The following is a 20847-nucleotide window of genomic DNA, read 5'->3' as shown; positions in this document are numbered from 1 at the left end:
GCAGGTGGAATGCACAATTAACGGCCTCGGCGAAAGGGCGGGCAATGCCTCCCTGGAGGAGATCGTGATGGCCCTGCGGACGCGCTCGGACAGCTTCAGCCTGTCCACAGGCATCCGCACGGAGGAACTCTACCGGGCGAGCCGCCTCGTCTCGGACCTGACCGGCTTTGTGGTTCAGAAGAACAAGGCCGTGGTGGGGGCCAACGCCTTCGCCCATGAGGCGGGCATCCACCAGGACGGGGTGATCAAGGAGAAGCTCACCTACGAGATCATGCGGCCGGAGGACATCGGGCGGGCGTCCAACAAGCTGGTGCTCGGCAAGCACTCCGGACGCCACGCGCTGGCCGCCCGACTCCGAGACCTAGGGTTCGAGCTGGCCGGCCCCGAGCTGGACCGGGCCTTCAAGAAGTTCAAGGACCTGGCCGACCGGAAGAAGGAGGTCTACGACGAAGATCTGGTGTCCATCGTCACCGACGAGGCGACGAAGATCCCCGAGACCTACGACCTCGATTACCTCCACGTCATCAGCGGCACCGGCGTGGTGCCGTCGGCGACGGTGCGCCTGCGCAAAGAGGGACAGGTCTTCCAGGACTCCGGAGTCGGAGATGGGCCGGTGGACGCGGTCCTGGCCGCGATCGACGCCATCACCGGGCTGAAGGGGCGGCTGCAAGATTACGCGCTCCGGGCGGCGACGTCGGGCAAGGACGCGATCGGGGAGGTGTCGATGAAGGTGGACTTCGATGGGACCGTCGTGTCCGGCAAGGGGGCGTCGACGGACGTCATCGAGGCCAGCGCCCGCGCCTACCTCAACGCGCTCAACCGGTTGATGCAGGCCAGCACGCAGCGCACCAAGGACGTGGGCCCGTAGCCAGAAGACTGCCGATGCCGATGACGATCAACCTCATCAAGGGTGAGACCTACCAGGCGCACCCGCTCCCCGAGTTCGCCCGCGAGATCATGGCCGCGGGAGGCCTCATGAAGTACGTGGCGAAGAAGAAGGGCCTGACGCCCCGATGACGACCTACCGGGTCGCGGTGCTTCCGGGCGACGGCATCGGCCAGGAAGTGATTCCTGAAGCGATGCGGGTGCTCCAGGCGGTGGCCAAGGGCGCCGGGATCGGCTTCGAGTTCGAGCAGGGGCTCGTCGGCGGGGCCGCTCTCGACGCGACGGGCATGCCCCTGCCGCCCGACACCCTGAAGCTGTGTCGGGAGGCCCACGCGGTCCTCTTCGGCGCCGTGGGCGGGCCGAAGTGGGACGGCGCCCCCCAGGAGCAGCGCCCCGAGCGGGGCCTGCTGGCCATCCGCAAGGAGCTGGACCTCTACGCCAACCTCCGGCCGGCCCGGTGCTTCCCCATGCTGGTGGATGCCTCGCCGCTGAAGCGCTCGGTGGTCGAGGGAACGGACATCATGGTGGTCCGCGAGCTGACGGGCGGCCTCTATTTCGGCGAGCCGCGGGGCGTGGAGTACTTCGCCGACGGCCGCGCCCGCGCCATCAACACGATGACCTACACCTCGCGGGAGATCGAGCGCGTGGCGCGCGTGGGCTTCGACGTGGCCCGCCGGCGCCGGCGGCGCCTGGCGTCGGTCGACAAGGCCAATGTGCTGGCCGTTTCCCAGCTGTGGCGGGACGTGGTGACGAAGACCGCCCGCGACTACCCGGACGTCGCGCTCGAGCACATGCTGGTCGACAACTGCGCCATGGCGCTGGTCCAGAAGCCGACTCACTTCGACACGATCGTGACCGAAAACACCTTCGGTGATATTTTGTCGGATGAGGCCGCGATCCTGGCCGGATCGATGGGCATGCTGCCCTCGGCGTCATTAGGCCTCGTGGGGGCGGGCGGCGGCGCGATGGGGCTCTACGAACCCGTGCACGGGACGGCGCCGGACATCGCGGGTCAGGGGGTGGCCAACCCGATCGCCGCGATCCTGTCGGCCGGAATGCTCCTGCGGTACTCGCTGGACCGGGCCGGCGACGCCGACCGGGTGGATGCCGCCGTGCTGCGCGTCCTGGAAAAGGGCCACCGGACGCGCGACGTCGCGCCGGCCGGCACCGGGACGGTCGGCACCCGGCAGATGACCGATCTCATCGTGAGAGAGGTGGAGGCTCAGTACTGATGGCAGCGGGTGTGGCGGTCGCGGTGATCGGCGCCACCGGCGCGGCGGGGCAGACGACGCTCCGCGTCCTGGAGGAGCGGAAGTTCCCGATCCGCGAGCTCCGCTGCTTCGCCTCCGCGCGGTCGGTGGGCAAGACGGTCACCTTCCGGGGCGAGCCCGTCACAGTCCAGCGGGTCGAGGCCCCCGCCTTCAGGGGTCTGGACATCGTGTTCTGCTCGGCGGGGTCGGCGCAGTCGAAGGAGTTCGTGCCGATGATTCGCCGGGCGGGGGCCGTGGTCATCGACAAGTCGAGCGCCTTCCGGATGGACCCGCAGGTGCCGCTGGTCGTGCCCGAGATCAACGGTCACGTCGCCAAGACGCACCAGGGGATCCTGGCCGTTCCCAACTGCACGACGATCGTCACGGTGATGCCGCTCAAGCCGCTCCACGACGCCGGCCGGCTGCGCCGGGTGGTGGCGACGAGCTTCCAGGCGGCGTCGGGCGCCGGCGTCAGCGGCATCGAGGACCTCCGCCAGCAGACGCTCGCCTGGGCTCGGGGCGAACCGATCGTGCCGCAGCACTTCCCGCACCAGCTGGCGTTCAACCTCATCCCGCACATCGACCGGTTCGGCCCCGACGGCTACACGGGCGAGGAGATGAAGCTGGTCAACGAGGCGCGGAAGATTCTGGCGCTGCCGGATCTGCAGATCTCGCCGACGACCGTGCGGGTGCCCGTGTTCACCTGTCATTCCGTTGCCGTGAACGTGGAGACGGAGGCCAAGATCACCGCCGAGCGGGCGCGGGAGCTGTTCGCGCGGTTCCCGGGGCTCAAGCTCTGGGACGAGCCGGCCGCGCACCGGTACCCGATGCCCATCCTGGTCGAAGGGCAGGACGACTGCTACGTCGGCCGCATCCGCGAGGATCTCTCGCACCCGCGCGGCCTGGTCTTCTGGGTGGTCGGTGACCAGCTGCGCAAGGGCGCAGCGACGAACGCGGTGCAGATCGCGGAGCTGCTGCTGCGCACGTAACCGGGGAGGGGGTGGGGAAGCCCATCGGCCTCAGGCGGTACTACCACCGGCACTTCGGATATCACACCCGCTTTCACATCGCGGTCGTCCTGACGATCGTCGTCGTGGCCTACGCCGTGGTTCCCAGTGTCGCCCGGTTCGTCGGTGCGATCGGCGGCTACGATCCCCACGACTACGAGCCGAAGGACTTCGCCCGGCAGAGCTGGCTCGACGAGAAAGGGCGCATGGTCGGTCTGGCCCACGTGTCCACGCACCTGATCGTCAACGTCTTCCTCTTCCTCCTGGTCGCGCTCGTCTGGCTGGCGCTGGTGCCGCCCGGGGCGTCCCGGCGCCGCTAAGTCCGCATCACGCCGCCGGCACGCGTCCTCCGTCTGGTGCTGTCGTATGACGGCACCGCCTACGCGGGGTGGCAGTTCCAGCCCACGCTGCCCACCGTGCAGGGGCTCCTCGTCGCGGCGGCGCGGAAGCTCCTGGGGCCGGCCACGCGCGTCACCGGCGCCAGCCGCACCGACGCCGGCGTCCACGCGCTGCGCCAGGTCGCCTCGCTGACGACGGAGGCGGCGCTATCGCCGGCGGCCGTCATGGGCGCGCTCAACGCCGAGCTGCCCCCGGACATCCGTATCACCGGGGTCGCCGAGGCGGACGCCGGCTTCCAGGCGCGGCGCGCCGCCATCGGCAAACGCTACGCCTACCTCATCGACAACGGACCGGTCGCGAACCCGCTGCTCCGGCGATACGCCTGGCACGTCGTCCGGACGCTCGATGCCGGCGCGATGCGGCAAGCGCTGATGGGCCTGCGGGGCCGGCACGACTTCAGCGCCTTTTGCGCCGCGGCCGGCCGCGACGCGCCGGCGTTGTGCGACGTCCGCGCCCTGCACGTGCTGCGCCGCAGGCATCGCCTGGCGATCCTGGTCTCGGCGGACCGCTATCTGCACCACATGGTGCGCACCATCGTCGGGAGCCTGGTGGCAGTCGGGCGCGGGTCGCGCGAACCCGCGTGGCTCGGGGAGGTTCTCAGGTCGCGCGACCGGACCCGGGCGGGCCCGACGGCGCCGGCGCACGGCCTCACCTTGCTGCGTGTCCTTTACCCCCGCAAGTAGGGTTCGAGCGCCGGCTTTGCCGGCGCAACGTTTTCCCCTTCCTGGAGGAGGTGTCGGAGGGGGCCGTCGAGGCCCCCTCCGATGGAAGCTGCTAGAATGCGAGGCGGAGATGCGAACGTACTTCAGAGTCCGCGGTGACCGGGCCGAGGAGGTCAGCGGCGAGGTCGTGCGGGAGCTTCCGCTGACCATGTACGTCAACGGCGAGCGCTTCCTCACGCTGCTGTGCTCACCGATGAAGATAGAGGCGCTGGTCGTCGGCTACCTGTGGATGGAGAAGGTCATCGCGGATCCCGAAGAGATCGCCCGCCTGGAGGTTTCCGCGGTCGACGGTCGCGTGGACGCGACGCTGACCCATCCGGTCACCCTGCCCTCGGAGCGGATTCTCACCTCCGGCTGCGGCGGCGGGATCACCTTCCGGATCGATCACCGTCTGTTCCCGCGCCTGGCCTCGTCGCTCAAGGTGCGCCCGGAGCAGCTCAGCGCCCGGATGAAGGATCTCTTCGCGGCCGCGGCCCACTACAAGACTTCGCGCGGCATCCACGGCGCCGCCCTCGCCGACGGCGAGCAGCTGCTGATCGTCGCCGAGGACGTCGGGCGTCACAACGCGGTCGACAAGGTGAAGGGCGAAGCGCTGCTGCGCGGGATTCCCACGCCAGACCGGATCCTCTTGTCGACGGGGCGCGTGTCGTCCGAAATGCTCCTCAAGGCCGCGCGGATGGGCGTGCCGATCGTCGCGTCGCGGACGTCACCGACGGAGATGGCGGTGGCTCTGGCCGAGCAGCTCAACATCACGGTCTGCGGGTACGTGCGCTCGGACGGCCTCAACCTCTACGCCGGCGACGGCCTCCTGCTCTCCGAGCCGGCGGGCGTGTCCCATGGCTGAGCCGACGCCGGACGAGGTGGAGGCGCGCAAGCACTGGCGCCGGATGAAGCGCCAGGACACCGGGCTCGAGCTCTTCCAGCGGGCGGAGGCGAGCCTCGACGATCTCGAGCGGCTGAAGCCCGTCCTCCTCGAGCTGAGTCGTCTCTACAATCCGCTCGTCAACGGCCCCCTGGTGGATCGCGCCAGCTACGCCCGCATCATCGAGTCGGTTCAGGCGGGCCGCATCGACGAGGCGCGCCAGCTCCTGGATGCCCGCCTGGCCCTCTACGCGGTCCAGGATCGCGCGCCGGACGCCCCCCCAGCATGCTCGACGGAGGGCGGTCCCGGGACCGGCAGGTGCTTGTGAAGCTGCGGCAAGCCAGGCGAATTGCCTGACGCAGCGCGCTTGACAGTCTGGTCTGACCAAATTACGATGCCGCCAACTAGATCGAATGCCCGACTTCTCACGTCCTTCGGAGGATCCGCGATGACGCAGAGCCTCACCGAGCGCCTGCAGCAGACCCGCCTTACGGTCGTTGACGTGGACGCGTCGAAGGGTCGCCTGCGCGTCAGGGGCGCGGCCGATGTCTGCACCGAGTTGAGTTGCAGCGAGCAGACCGTCGTCCTCAGCGACGAAGGGAAGTCCGGACTCGAAGCCCTGAACCCCGGAGACATCGTCAAGGTCGAGCCCGCGGGGGGTCGCCCCGAGAAGATCGTCGTGGTGCGTCGTGTCTGGGAAGAGATCGCCAGCCCGGAGATCTGACGTACCGCCCATGGCGCGACCACGCCTGCAGGGACGGCGAGGCCTGTCTGCGAACCAAGTCTGACACAAGAGGGGTGTCGCTATGAGTCTCTCGCGACGCGGATTCTTGAAATTTGGCGCCGGCGCCGCCGGGGTGGTCGTCGCCACCAAGGGCATCGATCTGACCCCGGTGGAAGCCGCCGCCACCTCGATCCGGATCAAGGAAGCCAAGGTCTTCCCGGGCGTCTGTCCGTACTGCGCGGTGGGCTGCGCGCAGCTGATCTACGTGAAGGACAACAAGATCATCGACATCGAGGGGGATCCGGACGCGCCGCATACCGAGGGAGCGCTCTGCCCGAAGGGCTCGTCCACCTACCAGGTGTCGATGAACGAGCGGCGCATCACGAAGTGCCTGTATCGCGCGCCGGGGAGCGACCGCTGGGAGGAGAAACCGCTGGACTGGATGATGGAGCAGATCGCCCAGCGGGTCCGGAAATCGCGCGACGAGACGTTCGTCCAGAAGGCCAAGGCGGGCGACAAGGAGATCACGGTCAACCGCTGCGAGGGGGTCGCCTGGCTCGGCTCCTCGGTGCTCGACAACGAGGAGAACTACCTCATCGCCAAGCTCTCCCGGGGCCTGGGCCTCGTCAACCTCGAGAACTCGGCGCGCCTGTGCCACTCGGCCACGGTGCCGGCGCTGGGCGCCACCTTCGGCCGCGGCGCCATGACGACGAACCTCATCGACGTCCTGAACGCCGACGTGATCATGCCCACCTCCAACTGGGCCGAGTGCCATCCGGTCAGCTACAAGTGGGTGATGAAGGCCAAGGAACGCGGGGCCAAGATCATCCACGTCGATCCCCGCTTCACGCGCACCTCGGCCACCGCGGACATCTGGGTGCCCATCCGCTCCGGGACCAACATTGTGTTCTTCGGCGGGCTCATCCGCTACGCCATCGAGAACAAGAAGTACTTCCACGACTACGTCGTCGCCTACACCAACGCGCCCCTGCTGCTCGATCCGAGCTTCAAGACCGCGACCGACCTCGACGGGGTGTTCAGCGGCTTTGACGCGCAGAAGCGGAGCTACGACCAGTCGACCTGGAAGTTCCAGCTCGACGCCGATGGCTATCCGAAAAAGGATCCCACGCTGCGCGATCCCAACGCCGTGTGGCAACGCCTGCGCCGCCACTATTCCCGCTACACGCCGGAGATGGTGGAAAGGGTGTGCGGGATCCCCAAGGATCTTTTCCTCAAGGTGGCGGAGACCTACTGCTCGGCGTCGGGGCGTGACAAGACCGCCACGGCATCCTACGCGCTCCAGCTGAACCAGTCCACCAACGGCGTCCAGCAGATCCGGGCCCTCTGCATGCTGCAGCTGGTCCTCGGCAACGTGGGTCGGCCGGGCGGCGGCGTGGTGGCCCTTCGCGGCCACTCCAACGTCCAGGGGGCCACGGACTTCGGCACCCTCTATCACATGCTCCCCGGCTACCCGCCGATGCCGCTCCAGGCGGCGCATCCGACCTTCACGGATTACCTGGAGAAGACGACGCCGAAGGGGGGCTATTGGGTCAACAACCCGAAGTTCGTCGTGAGCCTGCTCAAGGCCTGGTGGGGACCGGCCGCCACCAAGGAGAATGACTTCGCCTACGATTACATGCCCAAGCGCGAGAAGGCCGACGCCTACTCGCACCAGCACTTCACGATCGGCATGCTGAAGGGCGCCGTGAAGGGGTTCATCTCCATGGGCCAGAACCCGGCGGTCGATAGCCCGAACGCCAAGATGGTGCGGGCGGCGCTCCGTAACCTCGAGTGGATGGTCGTCGTCGACCTCTTCGAGACCGACACCGCCGCCGTCTGGAAAGAGCCGGGGATCGATCCCAAGTCCTCCAAGGTGGAGGTCTTCTTCATCCCTGGCGCCCCGGCCGCCGAGAAGGACGGCTCCATCACCAACACCATGCGGCTGGCCCAGTGGCATGTGAAGGCCGTGGAGCCGCCGGACGACGCGCGGTCGGACGCCGCCTTCGTCGTGGACGTGGGCAACCGCGTGAAGGCGCTCTACAAGGACTCCAAGGCCGCGAAGGACCGGCCCATCCTCGACCTCGTGTGGGACTACCAGCCCCAGGGCCCGAAGAAGGAGCCCACCATGGAGCTGGTGCTCAAGGAGTGCAACGGCTACGCCACGGAGGACATCAAGGAGAAGGACGGCAAGGAGCTCTACAAGCAGGGGCAGCCGCTCAAGACCTTCGGCCACCTGAAAGATGACGGCTCGACGGCCTGCGGGAACTGGATCTACACCGGCATCTACCCCGAGGAGGGCAAGAACCTGGCCCTCCGCCGCGAGAAGCCCAAGGAGGGCGACTACCTGGCCCACACCTGGGGCTTCGTGTGGCCGGCCAACCGGCGCATCCTCTACAACCGCGCCTCGGCGGACCCCTCGGGCAAGCCGTGGAGCGAGAAGAAGAAGCTCATCTGGTGGAGCAAGGACGAGAAGAAGTGGGTGGGCCTCGACGTGCCCGACTTCGGCCCGACGCTGGCGCCCGACGCGCCGCGGGCCAAGGATGGCCCGCTCAAGGGCATCAGCGGCACCGACGCGTTCATCATGAACCCGCACGGCCTCGGGCAATTCTTCGCCTCGGTCGTGGACGGCCCGTTCCCCGAGCACTACGAGCCATTCGAGTCGCCGACCAAGAACCTGCTCTCCAAGGTGCAGAACAACCCGGTGGCCAAGTACTGGGACATCGGCGACCTCAACAAGCTCGGCACCCCCGACAAGTATCCGTACGTCCTGACGACCTATCGGCTCACGGAGCACCACGCGGCCGGTATGTCGCGCCACGTGCCGTGGCTGTCCGAGCTGTTCTTCGGCCACTTCGCCGAGATCGGGCCGGAGATGGCCAAACAGCTCGGGATCCAGAACGGCGACATGATCACCGTCGAGACGCCGCGGGCCAAGATCAAGGTCCGGGCGCTGGTCACCGAGCGCATCAAGCCCTTCATCATCGACGGCAAGAAGGTGTACCAGGTCGGCATCCCGTGGCACTGGGGCTACCAGGGCGTCATGAAGTCCGCCCGCGGTGACATCACCAACGACTTGGTGGCGAGCCTCGGCGATCCCACGACGTTCATCCAGGAGTCCAAAGCGCTCCTCTGCAACGTCCGGAAGGGGGTGTCGTAGCCATGGCCCGCACGCTCGCGATGTTCACGGACGTCTCGCTGTGCATCGGCTGCCGCGCCTGTCAGGTCGCTTGCAAGCAGTGGAACCAGCTCGCGCCAGAGGAGCCGGAGTGGACGGGGACCTACCAGAATCACCCCCACTTCACGGACAAGAGCTATCGGCTCGTCCGGTTCTTCGAGCAGACGGATGGCCAGGGCGGCCTCACCTGGCACATGATGTCGGACGTCTGCAAGCACTGCGCCCAGGCCGGTTGCCTGGAAGCCTGTCCCACCGGGGCGATCTACCGGACCGAGTACGGCACCGTCAACATCAACCAGGACATCTGCAACGGGTGCCGGTACTGCGTGTCGGCGTGCCCGTTCGGCGTGGTCGCGTACAACGAGGACACCGGCACCGCCACCAAATGCACCTTCTGCAACGACCGCATCCACAACGGCCTCGGCCCCGCCTGCGCCAAGGCCTGCCCGACGGAGTCGATCAGGTTCGGGTACCGTGACGAGCTGGCCGCCAAGGCCCGCAAGCGGGTCGAGGACCTCAAGCGGATGGGCTTTAAGGACGCCCAGCTCTACGGCGAGGATCAGAACGGGCCGGTGGGCGGGCTCAACGCCTTCTTCCTGCTCCTGGCCAAGCCGTCGCTCTACGGCCTGCCCGAGAACCCCAAGCTGCCCCAGGGCAACGTCCTGGTCGACTCGCTCCTGTCCATCGGCGCGGCCGTCATGGTCGGCCTCGGCGCGGTCGTGGTCTTCCGCGACCGCGGAGGGAAGGGGGGCGCCTGATGGAACCCGGACTCCTCAAGAGCGCCGACTGGCCGCTCCTCATCGACCTCTACTTCTTCCTGGGGGGGGTCGCCGGCGGCGCGTTCGTCATCGCCACGGTGGCCAGCCTCCTCGACCCCCACCGCTACCGCGACCTGACGCGCGTCGGCTACTATGTCGCGCTGCTGGCGATCATCCCGGGCCCGATCCTGCTGACCGTGGATCTCGGGATCCCGAGCCGGTTCCTGCACATGCTGATGGTGTCCAAGCCGACCACGGCGATCGGCATGTACGCGATCACCGTCGGGCCATTCCATCTCAAGCCGTTCTCCCCGATGAGCGCCGGGGCCTGGGCCCTCGTGCTGTTCAGCGCCTGCGCGTTCCTGGCCGCCCTCCTGACGTTCCTGGAGGACCGCGGCAACCCGCGCCTCGGCCCCGCCCGTGTCATCATCGGCATCGTCGGCGGCGTTTTTGGATTTTTCATCGCCGCCTACCCGGGCGTGCTGCTCGACGCCACCGCGCGGCCGCTGTTTATCAGCGCCCACTGGCTGGGCGCGCTGTTCCTCGCGGTCGGCGCCGCCACCGGTGGTGCCGCCATCGCCTTGATCCTGAGCCTCCTCGGGGGCGGGACCGCGGATTCGCTGTCGCGCCTCATGAAGATCACCGCCTTCGCCCTGATCCTCGAGCTGGTGTTCCTGGCGCTGTTCGTGGTCAGTGTCTCGGCCACCGGGTCGCGGGGCATCCGCGAGGCGCTGGCCCAACTCCTGATCGGCTCCGACGCCATCTTCTTCTGGGGGGGCGCCGTGGGGCTGGGGCTGGTGATCCCGCTGCTCCTGCAAGTGGGGGGCGCAATCAGGAAGGCGACCCCCGGCATGACGGCGCTCGTCTCAGTGCTGGTGCTCGTCGGCGGCTTCCTGGTCAAGTACGTGATCATCGTCGCGGGTCAGAGGGTGCTGTCCTAACTCCGACCCGGCGCCGGCGTCAGTCGAGGGGCCCCGCTCGCCGGGGCCCCTCGTGCTTTAAAAAGAGGACGAGCCAGTGATCTACGCCACGCTTCTGGCGGAATGGGAGGCGTTGCTCGAGCGGCGCCCGACGTTCCGTGAGCCGCTGAAGGCCTACCGCGAGATCCTGGTGGCCTGGAGCCGCTGGTCGGGCGAGCGCGTTGCGCCGCTCGGCTGGACGGCCGCCGAGTGTCGGGAGCGCTGGCGGCGTGGCGTTCCGCTCCTGGCCGAAACCTCTCCGGTCGTGGAGCCCGAGGCGCTCGAGGACCTGCTGGTTCCCGCGATGGAGTTGCTGTTCGCCGCCGGCACGGACGACGAGGCGCTCCGGCGATTCGCCCAGGCGTGGGACGGGGGTGAAGTGACGCCGGCGGCGCTCCTGCCGGGAAAGGGCACGCTCGGATCCGCGACGATCCGCGAGCGCCTCGGGCTACAGCCGGACGCCCTCGGCTTTCTCGCGGGAAGCGCTCTCCGCCCGGTCCTGGAGGACTACTTCGCCGGGTGCCGCGCGCACTTCAGCGACGGCGTGTGGGAGCTCGGCGTCTGCCCGTTCTGCGGCGCGCCGGCCGGGTTCACCGACATCGTGGAAAACGGCGGGCGGCGTCTGGCCTGCCACCTCTGCGGCGGAGCCTGGATCTTTCCCCGGCTCAAGTGTTCCTATTGCGGCAGCCTGGACTCGAAGGACATCGTCAAGTTCCAGGCCGAAGACAGGGAGGAAGGCTACCTGATCGGTGGTTGCCGGAAGTGCCACGGCTACCTGAAGGAGCTCGATCGCCGCGTCCGCTGGAACGCCGGATCGGCGCTGGTCGAGGACTGGGGGTCTCCCCACCTCGACCTGGTAGCGCATCGCGCCGGGTACTGGCGCGCCGTTCCGACCCTCATCGACCTCGAGCGGGCGAGCCGCCCCGGCGCCTGAGCGGGTCTCCCCCCCAGCAGACGCGGGGTTCGGCTCTCGCAGACACGCATCGGAAATATGGTAAACTCCTGGGAAATCTGACGTTATGCCGTCCGTGTTCACGCTCGCCGTCATCGCCTATGTGTGCGCCACCGGGCTAGCCCTGGCCCATCTCATCCAGCGCGAGGAGTTGGTCCATCGCCTCGCCTCGGTCGCGACGCTTGCGGGATGGGCATGTCACACCGTCGCCCTCATCATGCTCGGTGTAGAGATGGGCCGTCCCCCGCTCGGCAGCCTCACGGAGGCCGTCTCGGTGGCGGTGTGGGTGGCGGTGGGGCTGACGATGTGGGTGGAGCGCCAGTACGGCGTCAAGGTCCTGGGCGCCTTCGTGCTGCCCGTCGTGCTGATGCTGAGCGTGTCCTCCGCCGCCCGGCCCCTCAGCCTCGGGCAGGTGGACCGCGCGCTGTCGAGCGCATGGATGTGGGTGCACATCGCGCTGGCGCTCGTCGGCATCGCCGCCTTCGTCCTCAACTTCGCCGGCGCGCTCATGTATCTCCTCCAGGAGCGCCAGCTCAAGGCCAAGCGGCCTGGAGCGTTCTACTACCGGCTGCCGGCGCTCGCGACCCTCGACCGGCTCACGTACCGCACGCTCGCCGTCGGCTTCCCGTTCCTCACCACGGGCATCATCCTCGGCGCGCTGTGGGCGACCGCCGCCTGGGGCAGCGTCTTCGCCTTCGACCCCCTGGCAATGCTCTCGTTCGTCGCCTGGGCCATCTACGCGGCGACTCTGGCGGGGCGGGCCGCCGCCGGATGGCACGGCCGGCGCGCCGCGTACTTCTCCATCGTCGGATTCGTCGCGCTGGTGCTGACGCTGGGCGCGGGACTGTTCCTGCCGGGCAAGCACGGCTCCTGATGACGCTCTTCGCCAGCGGCTTGAACCACCGTGCCGCGCCGGTCGGCGTCCGCGAGCAGCTCGCGGTGGAGGAGGACAAGCTCCGCGAGATCCTGCGCGACGTCCAGGCGACCGGCCTGGTGAACGAGGCTCTCATCCTCTCGACCTGCAACCGCGTCGAGGTCTACGGCGTGGCCGACGTACCCGGTGAGGCGCGGGCGGTGGCGTTCCGCCACCTCTGCCGCCACCGCGGCTTCGATCCGGCGAGCCTCGAACCCTACCTGTACACGCACCTCGACGGTGAGGCGGTGCGCCACGCGTTTCGCGTTGCCTCCAGCCTCGATTCCATGATGGTCGGTGAGCCCCAGATCCTCGGCCAGGTCAAGGACGCCTTCGCGCTGGCCCGGTCGTGCGAGACGGTCGGGCCGACCCTCCACACGCTCTTCACCCAGGCGTTCGCCGTGGCCAAGCGGGTGCGGACGGAGACGGAGATCGGACGCCACGCCGTCTCCGTCTCCTTCGCCGCGGTCGAGCTGGCCAAGAAGATCTTCGCGGGCCTCACCGGCAAGGCGGTCCTGCTGCTGGGCGCCGGGAAGATGGGCGAGCTGGCGGCGCGGCACCTGCTGGAGCAGGGCGCGTTCCCCATCTACGTCGTGAACCGAACGTGGGCCCGCGCCCAGGAGGTGGCCCGGGCCCTGGCGGGCACGGCCGTGCCCTTCGAGGAGCTGCCGACCGCGCTGGCGGCCGTGGACATCGCCATCACGTCCACGGGCGCCCCGCAGCCGATCGTCACCCGGGAGGCGGTCGCGCGGATCATGCACGGGCGGCGGGCGCGGCCACTGTTCTTCATCGACATCGCGGTGCCGCGCGACGTCGAGCCGAGCGTGGGCGGGCTGGGCAACGTCTACTGCTACGACATCGACGACCTCAAACAGGTGGTCGACTCCAACCTGCGCGAGCGGGCCCGCGAGGCCCAGCGGGCGGAGGCCCTGGTCGAGCGGGAGGTGGCGAAGTTCCTGGCCCGGCTCGCGGACGTGGCGATCATCCCCACCATCGTCTCCCTGCGCGACCGACTGGAGGCGATCCGGATCGGGGAGGTCCGCAAGGCGCTGGCGCGCCGGCCGAACGCTTCACCGGAGATCCGCGAGGCGATCGAGGCCGTGTCCACCGCGATCGTCAACAAGATCCTGCACGCCCCCATCACGAAGCTGCGCGAGTCCTCGCGGGCCGGCGCCGGTCGCTCTTGGATGGAGCTGGTCCACGAACTCTTCGGGCTGGGTCGTGCGAGCCGCAAGTCGGACCGGGGCTGGGGCCCCGGCGACTGAGGCGCGCCTATGGACAATCGACCCGTGATCCGGCTGGGCACACGCTCGAGCCCGCTGGCGCTGGCCCAGGCCGCCGCCGTCGCCGAGGGGCTCCGTCGCCTGGGTGCCGAGATCGAGATCATTCCCGTCAAGACCGAAGGCGATCGTCTGTTCGGGGCACGGCTGGCGGAGCTCGGCGGCAAGGGACTGTTCGTGCGCGAGCTGGAGGAGGCGCTGGCGGAAGGCACGATCGACGCCGCCGTCCACAGTCTCAAGGACCTTCCCGCCGAACAGCCCGATGGGCTCGTGCTGGCCGCCTTCGCGGAGCGGGAGGACCCGCGCGACGTCGTGGTCACGCGGGCCGGCGGGGGCCTGGAGGATCTGCCGAAGGCGGCCGTCGTCGGCACCTCCAGCCTTCGGCGGCGGGCCTTCGCGCTGGCGGTCCGCCCCGACCTGGTCGTCGAGCCGATCCGCGGAAACGTCGACACGCGGATGCGCAAGCTGACCGCCGGCGCCTGCGACGCGCTCATCCTGGCGGCGGCTGGGTTGTCCCGGCTCGGCCTGCATCCCCCCCACGTCACGCCGCTGGCGCCCGACCGCTTCGTGCCTGCCGTGGGCCAGGGGATCCTCGGCATCGAGGTGCGCCGCGACGACGGGTCAACGCTGCGGCTGGTCCGCGCGCTCGACCACGCCGAGACGCGGACATGCGCGCTGGCCGAGCGCGCCTTTCTGCGACGGCTCGGCGCCTCTTGCGCCACGCCCATGGCCGGGCACGCCGTGGTCTCGCGCGCCGTGGTGGGTGCGCGCTTGACCATGACCGCGGTGGTGGCGAGCGAGGATGGGCGGCGGATCCTGAGGGCCGAGGCCGGGGGCGCGCCGGAGGATGCCGAGCGCCTGGGCCGGGGACTGGCCGAGGGGCTCCTCGCACAAGGCGCCGCGTCGGTGGCGGCGCTCAATCCCGGCCGGTGGCCATCGTGAAGGCCGCTGGAGGCCTCGAGGGGCGGACGATCGTCGTCACGCGGGCTGCCGAGCAGGCCCAGCGGTTCGTCGAGCTGCTGGAGGCGGAGGGCGCCCGTGTGCTGCAGGTGCCGATGATCGCCATCGAGCCGCCGCCCTCCTGGACGCCGCTGGACCGGGCGCTCGACAGCCTGGACACCTTCACATGGGTGATCTTCACCAGCGTGAACGGCGTGACCATGGTGGACCGCCGGCTCCGGGAGCGTGGGCTGGGCTGGGGCGCGTTCCGGCACCTCCGGGTGGCGGCGATCGGTCCGGCGACGGCCGAGACGCTGGCCGAGCATGGCCTCCGCCCCCACGCGGTGCCCGCCGACTATCGAGCCGAGGGGCTCGTGGAGCGGCTGCGCGGCGAGATCGGGCCTCACGACCGCGTGCTGCTGCCCCGGGCGGAGCAGACGCGCGATGTGCTGCCGAAAGAGTTGGGGCGGCTCGGCGCGACGGTGAGGGAAGTGCCTGCGTATACTACCCGCCGGGTCGACGCCAGCGCCGCGCGCTTGCGGGAGGCGCTGGCCGGGGGGACGGTGGACGCGGTGACGTTCACCAGCTCGTCGACCGCGCGCAACTTCGCCGAGCTGTTCAGTGACGAGGAGCGTCGCGCCTGGATGGAGCGGGTGACGGTCGCCTCGATCGGACCGGTCACCGCGGCGACGGCCGCCGAGTACGGGATCACGACGCACGTGACGCCGCGGGAGTACACGATCCCCGCCCTGGCGCGGGCCATCGTGGAGCATTTTTGGGGGCGGGGGCCGGGGCTGGGTCGCTCGGCGCTCCGGTCGGGCAGGAGGAACGAGTGATGGGACAGCCGGTCTTTCGTCCGAGACGTCTCCGGGAGAAGCCGCTGCTGCGCAAGCTCGTGCGCGAGACGCGGCTCGGGGTGGACGATCTCGTCTACCCCGTCTTCGCCGTCCATGGCCGCGGCATCCGCGACCCGATCGCCTCCATGCCGGGCCAGTTCAGGCTCTCGATCGACGAGCTGCTCAAGGACGCCAAGGATGTGGCGGGCATGGGCATCCCCGCGTTGCTGCTCTTCGGGCTCCCCGAGGAGAAGGACCCGCGCGGCTCGGAGGCGTACGCCGAGGACGGTATCGTCCAGCAGGCGGTGCGAGCGGTGAAGGATACCGTGCCCGATCTCCTTGTCTTCACCGATGTCTGTCTGTGCCAGTACACGAGCCACGGCCACTGCGGCGTCGTCGAAGACGGGGCCGTCCGCAACGACCCGACGCTGGAGCTGCTGGCCAGGGTGGCCGTCTCCCACGCCGAGGCCGGCGCCGACATGGTGGCGCCCTCGGACATGATGGACGGCCGCGTGGGAGCCATCCGCGAGGCTCTCGACGAGGGCAATTACGCGGAGGTGCCCATCCTGGCCTACTCGGCCAAGTACGCCTCCTGCTTCTACGGGCCTTTCCGGGACGCGGCGGACTCGGCGCCACAGTTCGGCGACCGCCGCGCGTACCAGATGGACCCGGCCAACGGCGCGGAAGCGATGAGGGAGATCGCGCTCGACCTGGACGAGGGCGCGGACATCGTCATGGTCAAGCCGGCGTTACCCTTCCTCGACGTCATCTCCCGGGCGAAGACGGAGTTCGGGGTGCCGCTGGCGGCCTACTCGGTCTCCGGCGAGTACGCGATGATCAAGGCCGCCGGCCAGCTCGGCTGGCTCGACGAGCGGCGCGCGATGATGGAAGCGCTCACCGCGATCCGCCGCGCGGGCGCCGACATCGTCATCACCTACTTCGCCAAGGACGCGGCGCGCCTGCTCGAGCACGATCGGGAGGCGTGAAGCATTGGTGGGCGCCACCCGCATGAGGATCTCGGCCAAGGGCGAGTACGCCATCCGGGCGGTGCTCGACCTGGCGCTGCACCATGGTGGCGGGCTGATCCCGATCCAGGAGATCGCGGCGCGCCAGCGGATTCCGCAGCGCTACCTGGAGCAGGTGCTGCTCGCGCTCAAGCGCGCCGATCTCCTCGCGTCGAAGCGGGGGGCGTCCGGCGGCTACCACCTCACACGCTCGCCGGAGCAGGTCACGGTCGGCGAGGTGTTGCGCGCGGTGGAGGGCGCCAGCGCCCCCTTCGAGCCGCAGGGCCGGGACCGCGCCTGGCGGGACGGCCACGAGCTGGTCGAGCTGTGGGGGGCCATCGCCGAAGCCGTGTCCGCCGTCGTCGACCGGCTCACCTTCGGCGAGCTCGCCGCGCGCGTGCGCGAGCGGCTGAGCCTGGCCCGGCCCATGTACCACATCTGACGGCGAGGGAGCCCATGGCACGCCCGGCAATCGCGTCCACGGTTCTGGAGCTGATCGGTTGGACACCCATGGTCCGCCTCCGGCGGCTCCCCGCCGCCGGGGGCGCCCGCGTCGTGGCCAAGCTGGAGTCGGTGAATCCGGGCGGCAGTGTGAAGGACCGGATCGCGGTGGCGATGCTCGAGGACGCCGAGCGCCGGGGGCGGCTCAAGCCCGGCGGCACCATCGTCGAGCCGACGAGCGGCAACACCGGGATCGGTCTCGCCATGGCCGCCGCCGTGAACGGATACCGGCTCATCCTCACCATGCCCGACGACATGAGCATCGAGCGCCAGCGGCTGCTCGCGCGCTTCGGCGCCGAGCTCCATCTCACGCCGGCCATCGAGGGGATGACGGGCGCGGTCTTCGCGGCGCAGGAGCTCGTGCGGGAGCACCCCGACTACTTCATGCCCCAGCAGTTCGAGAATCCCGCCAACCCGGAGGTGCACCGCCGAACGACCGCGCTCGAAATCCTGGAGGCCCTCGAGGGTCAGCGGCTCGACGCGTTCGTGGCGGGCGTAGGGACGGGAGGAACGATCACGGGCGTCGGTGAAGTGCTCAAGGACAAGACGCCGGGGGTCCTGGTGATCGCGGTGGAGCCGGCGCGTTCGCCGGTGCTCTCGGGCGGCCGGTCGCGCCCGCACGCGATCCAGGGCATCGGCGCCTCCTTCGTCCCCGGGGTCCTCAATCGCCAGGTCATCGACCGCGTGATCCAGGTCCGCGACGAGGACGCGCTCGCCTGGTCGCGGCGTCTGACGCGCGAGGAGGGGCTGCTGGTGGGAACCTCGGCCGGCGCGGCCGCCTTCGCCGCGTGCGCCGTGGCGGCGGAGCTCGGGCCCGAGCAGCTCGTCGTCACCCTGTTGCCCGACACCGGGGAGCGCTACCTGAGCCTGGGGTAGCGGAGGTCAACGCATGATCGTCACCGTGTATATTCCGACCCCCTTCCGGCGGGCCACGGGCAACCGGGACCGCATCGAGGTGTCGGCGTCGGACGTGGGTGAGCTCCTGGACGAGCTGGAACGCTCGTTCCCGGGGCTCAAGGGGCTCGTCCGCGACGAGAAGGGCGAGGTCTACGACCACGTGAACATCTACGTGAACAGCGAGGCGATCGAGGCGCTGGAGGGGCTCCAGACGGCGCTGCACGACGGCGACGAGGTGACGATCATTCCCGCCCTGGCCGGCGGTCGCCGGTGATCCTCGCCGCCGACGAGGTCGAAGCCATCAAGCAGCAGGCGGCGGAGGAGTATCCCCGCGAGGCCTGCGGCGTCGTGCTGGTGCGGGGGGCCGAGCGCCGGCTGCTGCGCTGCCGGAACGATCAGGATGCCCTGCACGCCCGCGATCCGCGCCGCTATCCCCGCGACGCCCGCACGGCCTATCACATCGCCGACGCCGATCGGCTCGCAATGGTCCGCCTGGAGCAGGACGGCTTCGCGCCGGTCGTCATCTATCATTCGCACGTGGAGGCGGGCGCCTACTTCTCGGAGACGGACAAGCGTCAGGCGCTGATGAACGGGGAGCCCATCTATCCGGAGGCGACGTATGTCGTCGTCTCCGTCGTGAGCGGCCGGGTGGAAGCCATGAATGGCTTTCGCTGGGACCTGGGCGCGCAGGACTTCCGGCCCGTCGAAGTAACCTCGGAGGGGGCGGACGTTACGGCCCCCTCCGAAGCCGTGAAGAGCTCGCGGGAGTTGTTCGCGGCGGCCGAGCGGGTGATCCCGGGCGGCGTGAATAGCCCGGTGCGCGCGTTCCGCGGGGTGGGGGGGCAGCCGTTCTTCGTGGCCCGGGCCGAGGGGGCCCGCCTGTGGGACGTGGACGGGCGCTCCTACATCGACTTCGTCGGGTCGTGGGGACCGCTCGTTCTCGGTCATGCGGCGCCGGCTGTCGTGGCGGCCGTGGTCGATGCGGCCGCGCGCGGCACCAGCTACGGCACCCCCACGGCCGCGGAAGTGGAGATGGCGGAGGCGATCACGGCCGCCTATCCGTCGATGGAGCTGGTCCGGCTGGTCAGCTCGGGGACCGAGGCGGCCATGAGCGCCATCCGCGTGGCCCGCGGCGCCACCGGCCGTGATCTCGTCGTGAAGTTCGACGGCTGCTACCACGGCCACGCCGACAGTCTTCTGGTCAAGGCCGGCTCCGGCGGCGCGACGTTTTCGATCCCCGACAGCCGGGGCGTGCCCGAGAGCCTGGCCCGGCTGACGGTGACGGCGCCGTTCAACGACCTCGAGGCCGTGCGCGCGATCTTCGGCGCCCGCGGCGCCCAGATCGCCGCCGTGATCGTCGAGCCCGTTGCGGGAAACATGGGCGTCGTGCCTCCGGCGCCGGGCTTCCTGGGGGGGCTGCGGGAGCTCTGCACGCGGCACGGCGCGGCGTTGATCTTCGACGAGGTGATCACGGGGTTCCGGGTGGCCTACGGCGGCGCCCAGGCCCTCTACGACGTCCGTCCCGATCTCACGTGCCTGGGCAAGATCATCGGAGGCGGTTTGCCGGTCGGGGCCTACGGCGGCCGCCGCGACCTGATGGCGCACGTCGCGCCGCTCGGCGGCGTCTATCAGGCCGGCACGCTGTCGGGCAATCCGCTGGCGGTGGCGGCCGGCCTGGCCACGATCCGGGCGCTCCGCGAGGGCGACCCCTACGCCCGCCTGGACGTCCTGGGGACGCGGCTGGAACGCGGGCTGCGCACGGCGGCGGAAAAGTCCGGCGTCCCCCTCATCGTGAACCGCGTAGGTTCGATGCTGACGGCGTTCTTCACGACCGGTCCGGTGACGGACTACGCGACCGCCAAGCGGTCCGACACGGCCCGCTACGCGCGCTACTTCCACGCGATGCTCGAGCGCGGCGTGTTCCTGGCGCCGTCGCAGTTCGAGGCGGCGTTCGTGTCCCTGGCCCACTCGGAGGCCGACCTCGAACGCGCGGCGCGCGCCGCCGCCGAGGCGCTGGGCGCCCTCGCCTAGTGCCGTTCCAACTATTCGCGCCTAGGAAGGCACCGTGTACGTGTATCAACAAGTTGGAACGGCACTAGCGGCCGGATATTGACTTGTTTCCGGCGCTGGTGATACGGTTCAGCCGCTTCTACGAATGCTCCGGAGGGCCCTCGACCGTCGATGAGAGCGAAGGCAGGCGTGGGAGCGCTGGGTTTGGCGCTCCTCGCCATTCTGGTCTTCCTGGGCGTGTACTCGTGGAGCCGACAGCCAGCCGCCGCCCGACCCTCCGTGCAGCCCATCAACTTCCCCCACAACGTGCACGTGCAGACGTACAAGATCGACTGCCAGTACTGCCACGCTGACGCGCGCCGGTCCGAGTACGCCGGCCTGCCCTCGGTCGCGCGCTGCATGGGCTGTCACAAGATCACGGCGGCGGACAAGCCGGAGATCAAGAAGCTGGCGGAGTACGCGGCCAGGAGCGAGCCGATCCCGTGGGTGCGCGTCTACAAGGTGCCGGAGTTCACCTACTTCACGCACAAGGCCCACCTGCGGGCGGGGCTCTCCTGCCAGACCTGCCACGGCCCGGTGGAGACGATGACCACCGTCGGCGGCCAGACGGGGCCGCGCCTGGCCAACGATCTGCTGAACGTGGTCGGCCTGCGGCCGGCGGCGCCGCCGCTGACCATGGGCTGGTGTATCGAGTGCCATCGTCGGGAGAACGCCGCCCGCGGCATGCACGCGCCGCTGGACTGCGTCACATGTCACCACTGATCGGACGCCGGG

23 protein-coding genes and 1 pseudogene are annotated in these 20847 nt (G+C 69.7%); all 24 read left to right on the top strand.

Features of this window, described 5'->3' with window-relative positions:
• On the top strand, positions 1–868 hold an 868-nt coding region (locus VGV13_04350), incomplete at its 5' end, for an alpha-isopropylmalate synthase regulatory domain-containing protein (protein ID HEV8640310.1).
• Positions 869–882: 14 nt separating this feature from the next.
• The gene (locus VGV13_04345; protein HEV8640309.1) at positions 883–1017 is read left to right on the top strand and encodes a hypothetical protein; all 135 of its coding nucleotides are present in this window, start codon (positions 883–885) and stop codon (positions 1015–1017) included.
• Positions 1014–2117, top strand: coding sequence for a 3-isopropylmalate dehydrogenase (gene leuB / locus VGV13_04340; protein HEV8640308.1), 1104 nt, complete (start codon positions 1014–1016; stop codon positions 2115–2117). Before VGV13_04345 ends, leuB begins: the two co-directional genes overlap by 4 nt.
• Positions 2117–3124 (top strand): aspartate-semialdehyde dehydrogenase, encoded by a 1008-nt coding sequence (locus VGV13_04335; GenBank protein HEV8640307.1) that lies wholly within the window; start codon positions 2117–2119, stop codon positions 3122–3124. The genes leuB and VGV13_04335 overlap by 1 nt, the downstream gene beginning before the upstream one ends.
• Before the next feature lie 11 nt (positions 3125–3135).
• The gene (locus VGV13_04330) at positions 3136–3462 is read left to right on the top strand and encodes a hypothetical protein (protein ID HEV8640306.1); all 327 of its coding nucleotides are present in this window, start codon (positions 3136–3138) and stop codon (positions 3460–3462) included.
• Between the two features lie 36 nt (positions 3463–3498).
• The gene (gene truA / locus VGV13_04325; GenBank protein ID HEV8640305.1) at positions 3499–4224 is read left to right on the top strand and encodes a tRNA pseudouridine(38-40) synthase TruA; all 726 of its coding nucleotides are present in this window, start codon (positions 3499–3501) and stop codon (positions 4222–4224) included.
• A 109-nt stretch (positions 4225–4333) separates the two neighbouring features.
• Complete coding sequence (fdhD, locus tag VGV13_04320; GenBank protein ID HEV8640304.1) at positions 4334–5107, top strand: formate dehydrogenase accessory sulfurtransferase FdhD; 774 nt, start codon at positions 4334–4336, stop codon at positions 5105–5107.
• The gene (locus VGV13_04315; protein ID HEV8640303.1) at positions 5100–5453 is read left to right on the top strand and encodes a hypothetical protein; all 354 of its coding nucleotides are present in this window, start codon (positions 5100–5102) and stop codon (positions 5451–5453) included. Before fdhD ends, VGV13_04315 begins: the two co-directional genes overlap by 8 nt.
• 120 nt (positions 5454–5573) lie before the next feature.
• Positions 5574–5849, top strand: coding sequence for a hypothetical protein (locus VGV13_04310; protein ID HEV8640302.1), 276 nt, complete (start codon positions 5574–5576; stop codon positions 5847–5849).
• Between the two features lie 82 nt (positions 5850–5931).
• The gene (fdnG, locus tag VGV13_04305) at positions 5932–9006 is read left to right on the top strand and encodes a formate dehydrogenase-N subunit alpha (protein HEV8640301.1); all 3075 of its coding nucleotides are present in this window, start codon (positions 5932–5934) and stop codon (positions 9004–9006) included.
• A 2-nt stretch (positions 9007–9008) separates the two neighbouring features.
• A complete protein-coding gene (locus tag VGV13_04300; protein HEV8640300.1) occupies positions 9009–9782 on the top strand; it encodes a 4Fe-4S dicluster domain-containing protein in 774 nt (257 codons plus the stop codon).
• A complete protein-coding gene (gene nrfD, locus VGV13_04295; protein HEV8640299.1) occupies positions 9782–10723 on the top strand; it encodes an NrfD/PsrC family molybdoenzyme membrane anchor subunit in 942 nt (313 codons plus the stop codon). Before VGV13_04300 ends, nrfD begins: the two co-directional genes overlap by 1 nt.
• Before the next feature lie 76 nt (positions 10724–10799).
• The gene (locus VGV13_04290; GenBank protein ID HEV8640298.1) at positions 10800–11675 is read left to right on the top strand and encodes a formate dehydrogenase accessory protein FdhE; all 876 of its coding nucleotides are present in this window, start codon (positions 10800–10802) and stop codon (positions 11673–11675) included.
• Positions 11676–11769: 94 nt separating this feature from the next.
• Positions 11770–12567, top strand: coding sequence for a cytochrome c biogenesis protein CcsA (ccsA, locus tag VGV13_04285; GenBank protein ID HEV8640297.1), 798 nt, complete (start codon positions 11770–11772; stop codon positions 12565–12567).
• On the top strand, positions 12567–13871 hold the full coding sequence (gene hemA / locus VGV13_04280; protein ID HEV8640296.1) for a glutamyl-tRNA reductase: 1305 nt from the start codon (positions 12567–12569) through the stop codon (positions 13869–13871). The genes ccsA and hemA overlap by 1 nt, the downstream gene beginning before the upstream one ends.
• A gap of 9 nt (positions 13872–13880) precedes the next feature.
• On the top strand, positions 13881–14828 hold the full coding sequence (gene hemC / locus VGV13_04275) for a hydroxymethylbilane synthase (GenBank protein ID HEV8640295.1): 948 nt from the start codon (positions 13881–13883) through the stop codon (positions 14826–14828).
• Positions 14816–15661, top strand: coding sequence for a uroporphyrinogen-III synthase (locus VGV13_04270; protein ID HEV8640294.1), 846 nt, complete (start codon positions 14816–14818; stop codon positions 15659–15661). The genes hemC and VGV13_04270 overlap by 13 nt, the downstream gene beginning before the upstream one ends.
• Positions 15661–16647: a porphobilinogen synthase gene (gene hemB, locus VGV13_04265; protein HEV8640293.1), complete on the top strand. Its 987-nt coding sequence runs from the start codon at positions 15661–15663 to the stop codon at positions 16645–16647. Before VGV13_04270 ends, hemB begins: the two co-directional genes overlap by 1 nt.
• Before the next feature lie 22 nt (positions 16648–16669).
• A complete protein-coding gene (locus VGV13_04260) occupies positions 16670–17107 on the top strand; it encodes an Rrf2 family transcriptional regulator (GenBank protein ID HEV8640292.1) in 438 nt (145 codons plus the stop codon).
• Between the two features lie 14 nt (positions 17108–17121).
• On the top strand, positions 17122–18042 hold the full coding sequence (cysK, locus tag VGV13_04255) for a cysteine synthase A (protein HEV8640291.1): 921 nt from the start codon (positions 17122–17124) through the stop codon (positions 18040–18042).
• A 13-nt stretch (positions 18043–18055) separates the two neighbouring features.
• Positions 18056–18337: a ubiquitin-like small modifier protein 1 gene (locus VGV13_04250; protein ID HEV8640290.1), complete on the top strand. Its 282-nt coding sequence runs from the start codon at positions 18056–18058 to the stop codon at positions 18335–18337.
• Positions 18334–18699, top strand: a pseudogene (locus VGV13_04245) (Mov34/MPN/PAD-1 family protein). Before VGV13_04250 ends, VGV13_04245 begins: the two are co-directional and overlap by 4 nt.
• Positions 18700–18813: 114 nt before the next feature.
• Positions 18814–20094, top strand: coding sequence for a glutamate-1-semialdehyde 2,1-aminomutase (gene hemL / locus VGV13_04240; protein HEV8640289.1), 1281 nt, complete (start codon positions 18814–18816; stop codon positions 20092–20094).
• 150 nt (positions 20095–20244) lie between these two features.
• Positions 20245–20835 carry a cytochrome c3 family protein gene (locus tag VGV13_04235; protein HEV8640288.1) on the top strand — a complete coding sequence of 197 codons (591 nt, stop codon included), beginning with the start codon at positions 20245–20247 and terminating at the stop codon, positions 20833–20835.
• Positions 20836–20847: the final 12 nt, after the last annotated feature.

Source organism: Candidatus Methylomirabilota bacterium, from assembly GCA_036001065.1.
Taxonomy (GTDB): domain Bacteria; phylum Methylomirabilota; class Methylomirabilia; order Rokubacteriales; family CSP1-6; genus MNEF01.
This window is presented reverse-complemented; position numbering and strand designations above follow the sequence as displayed.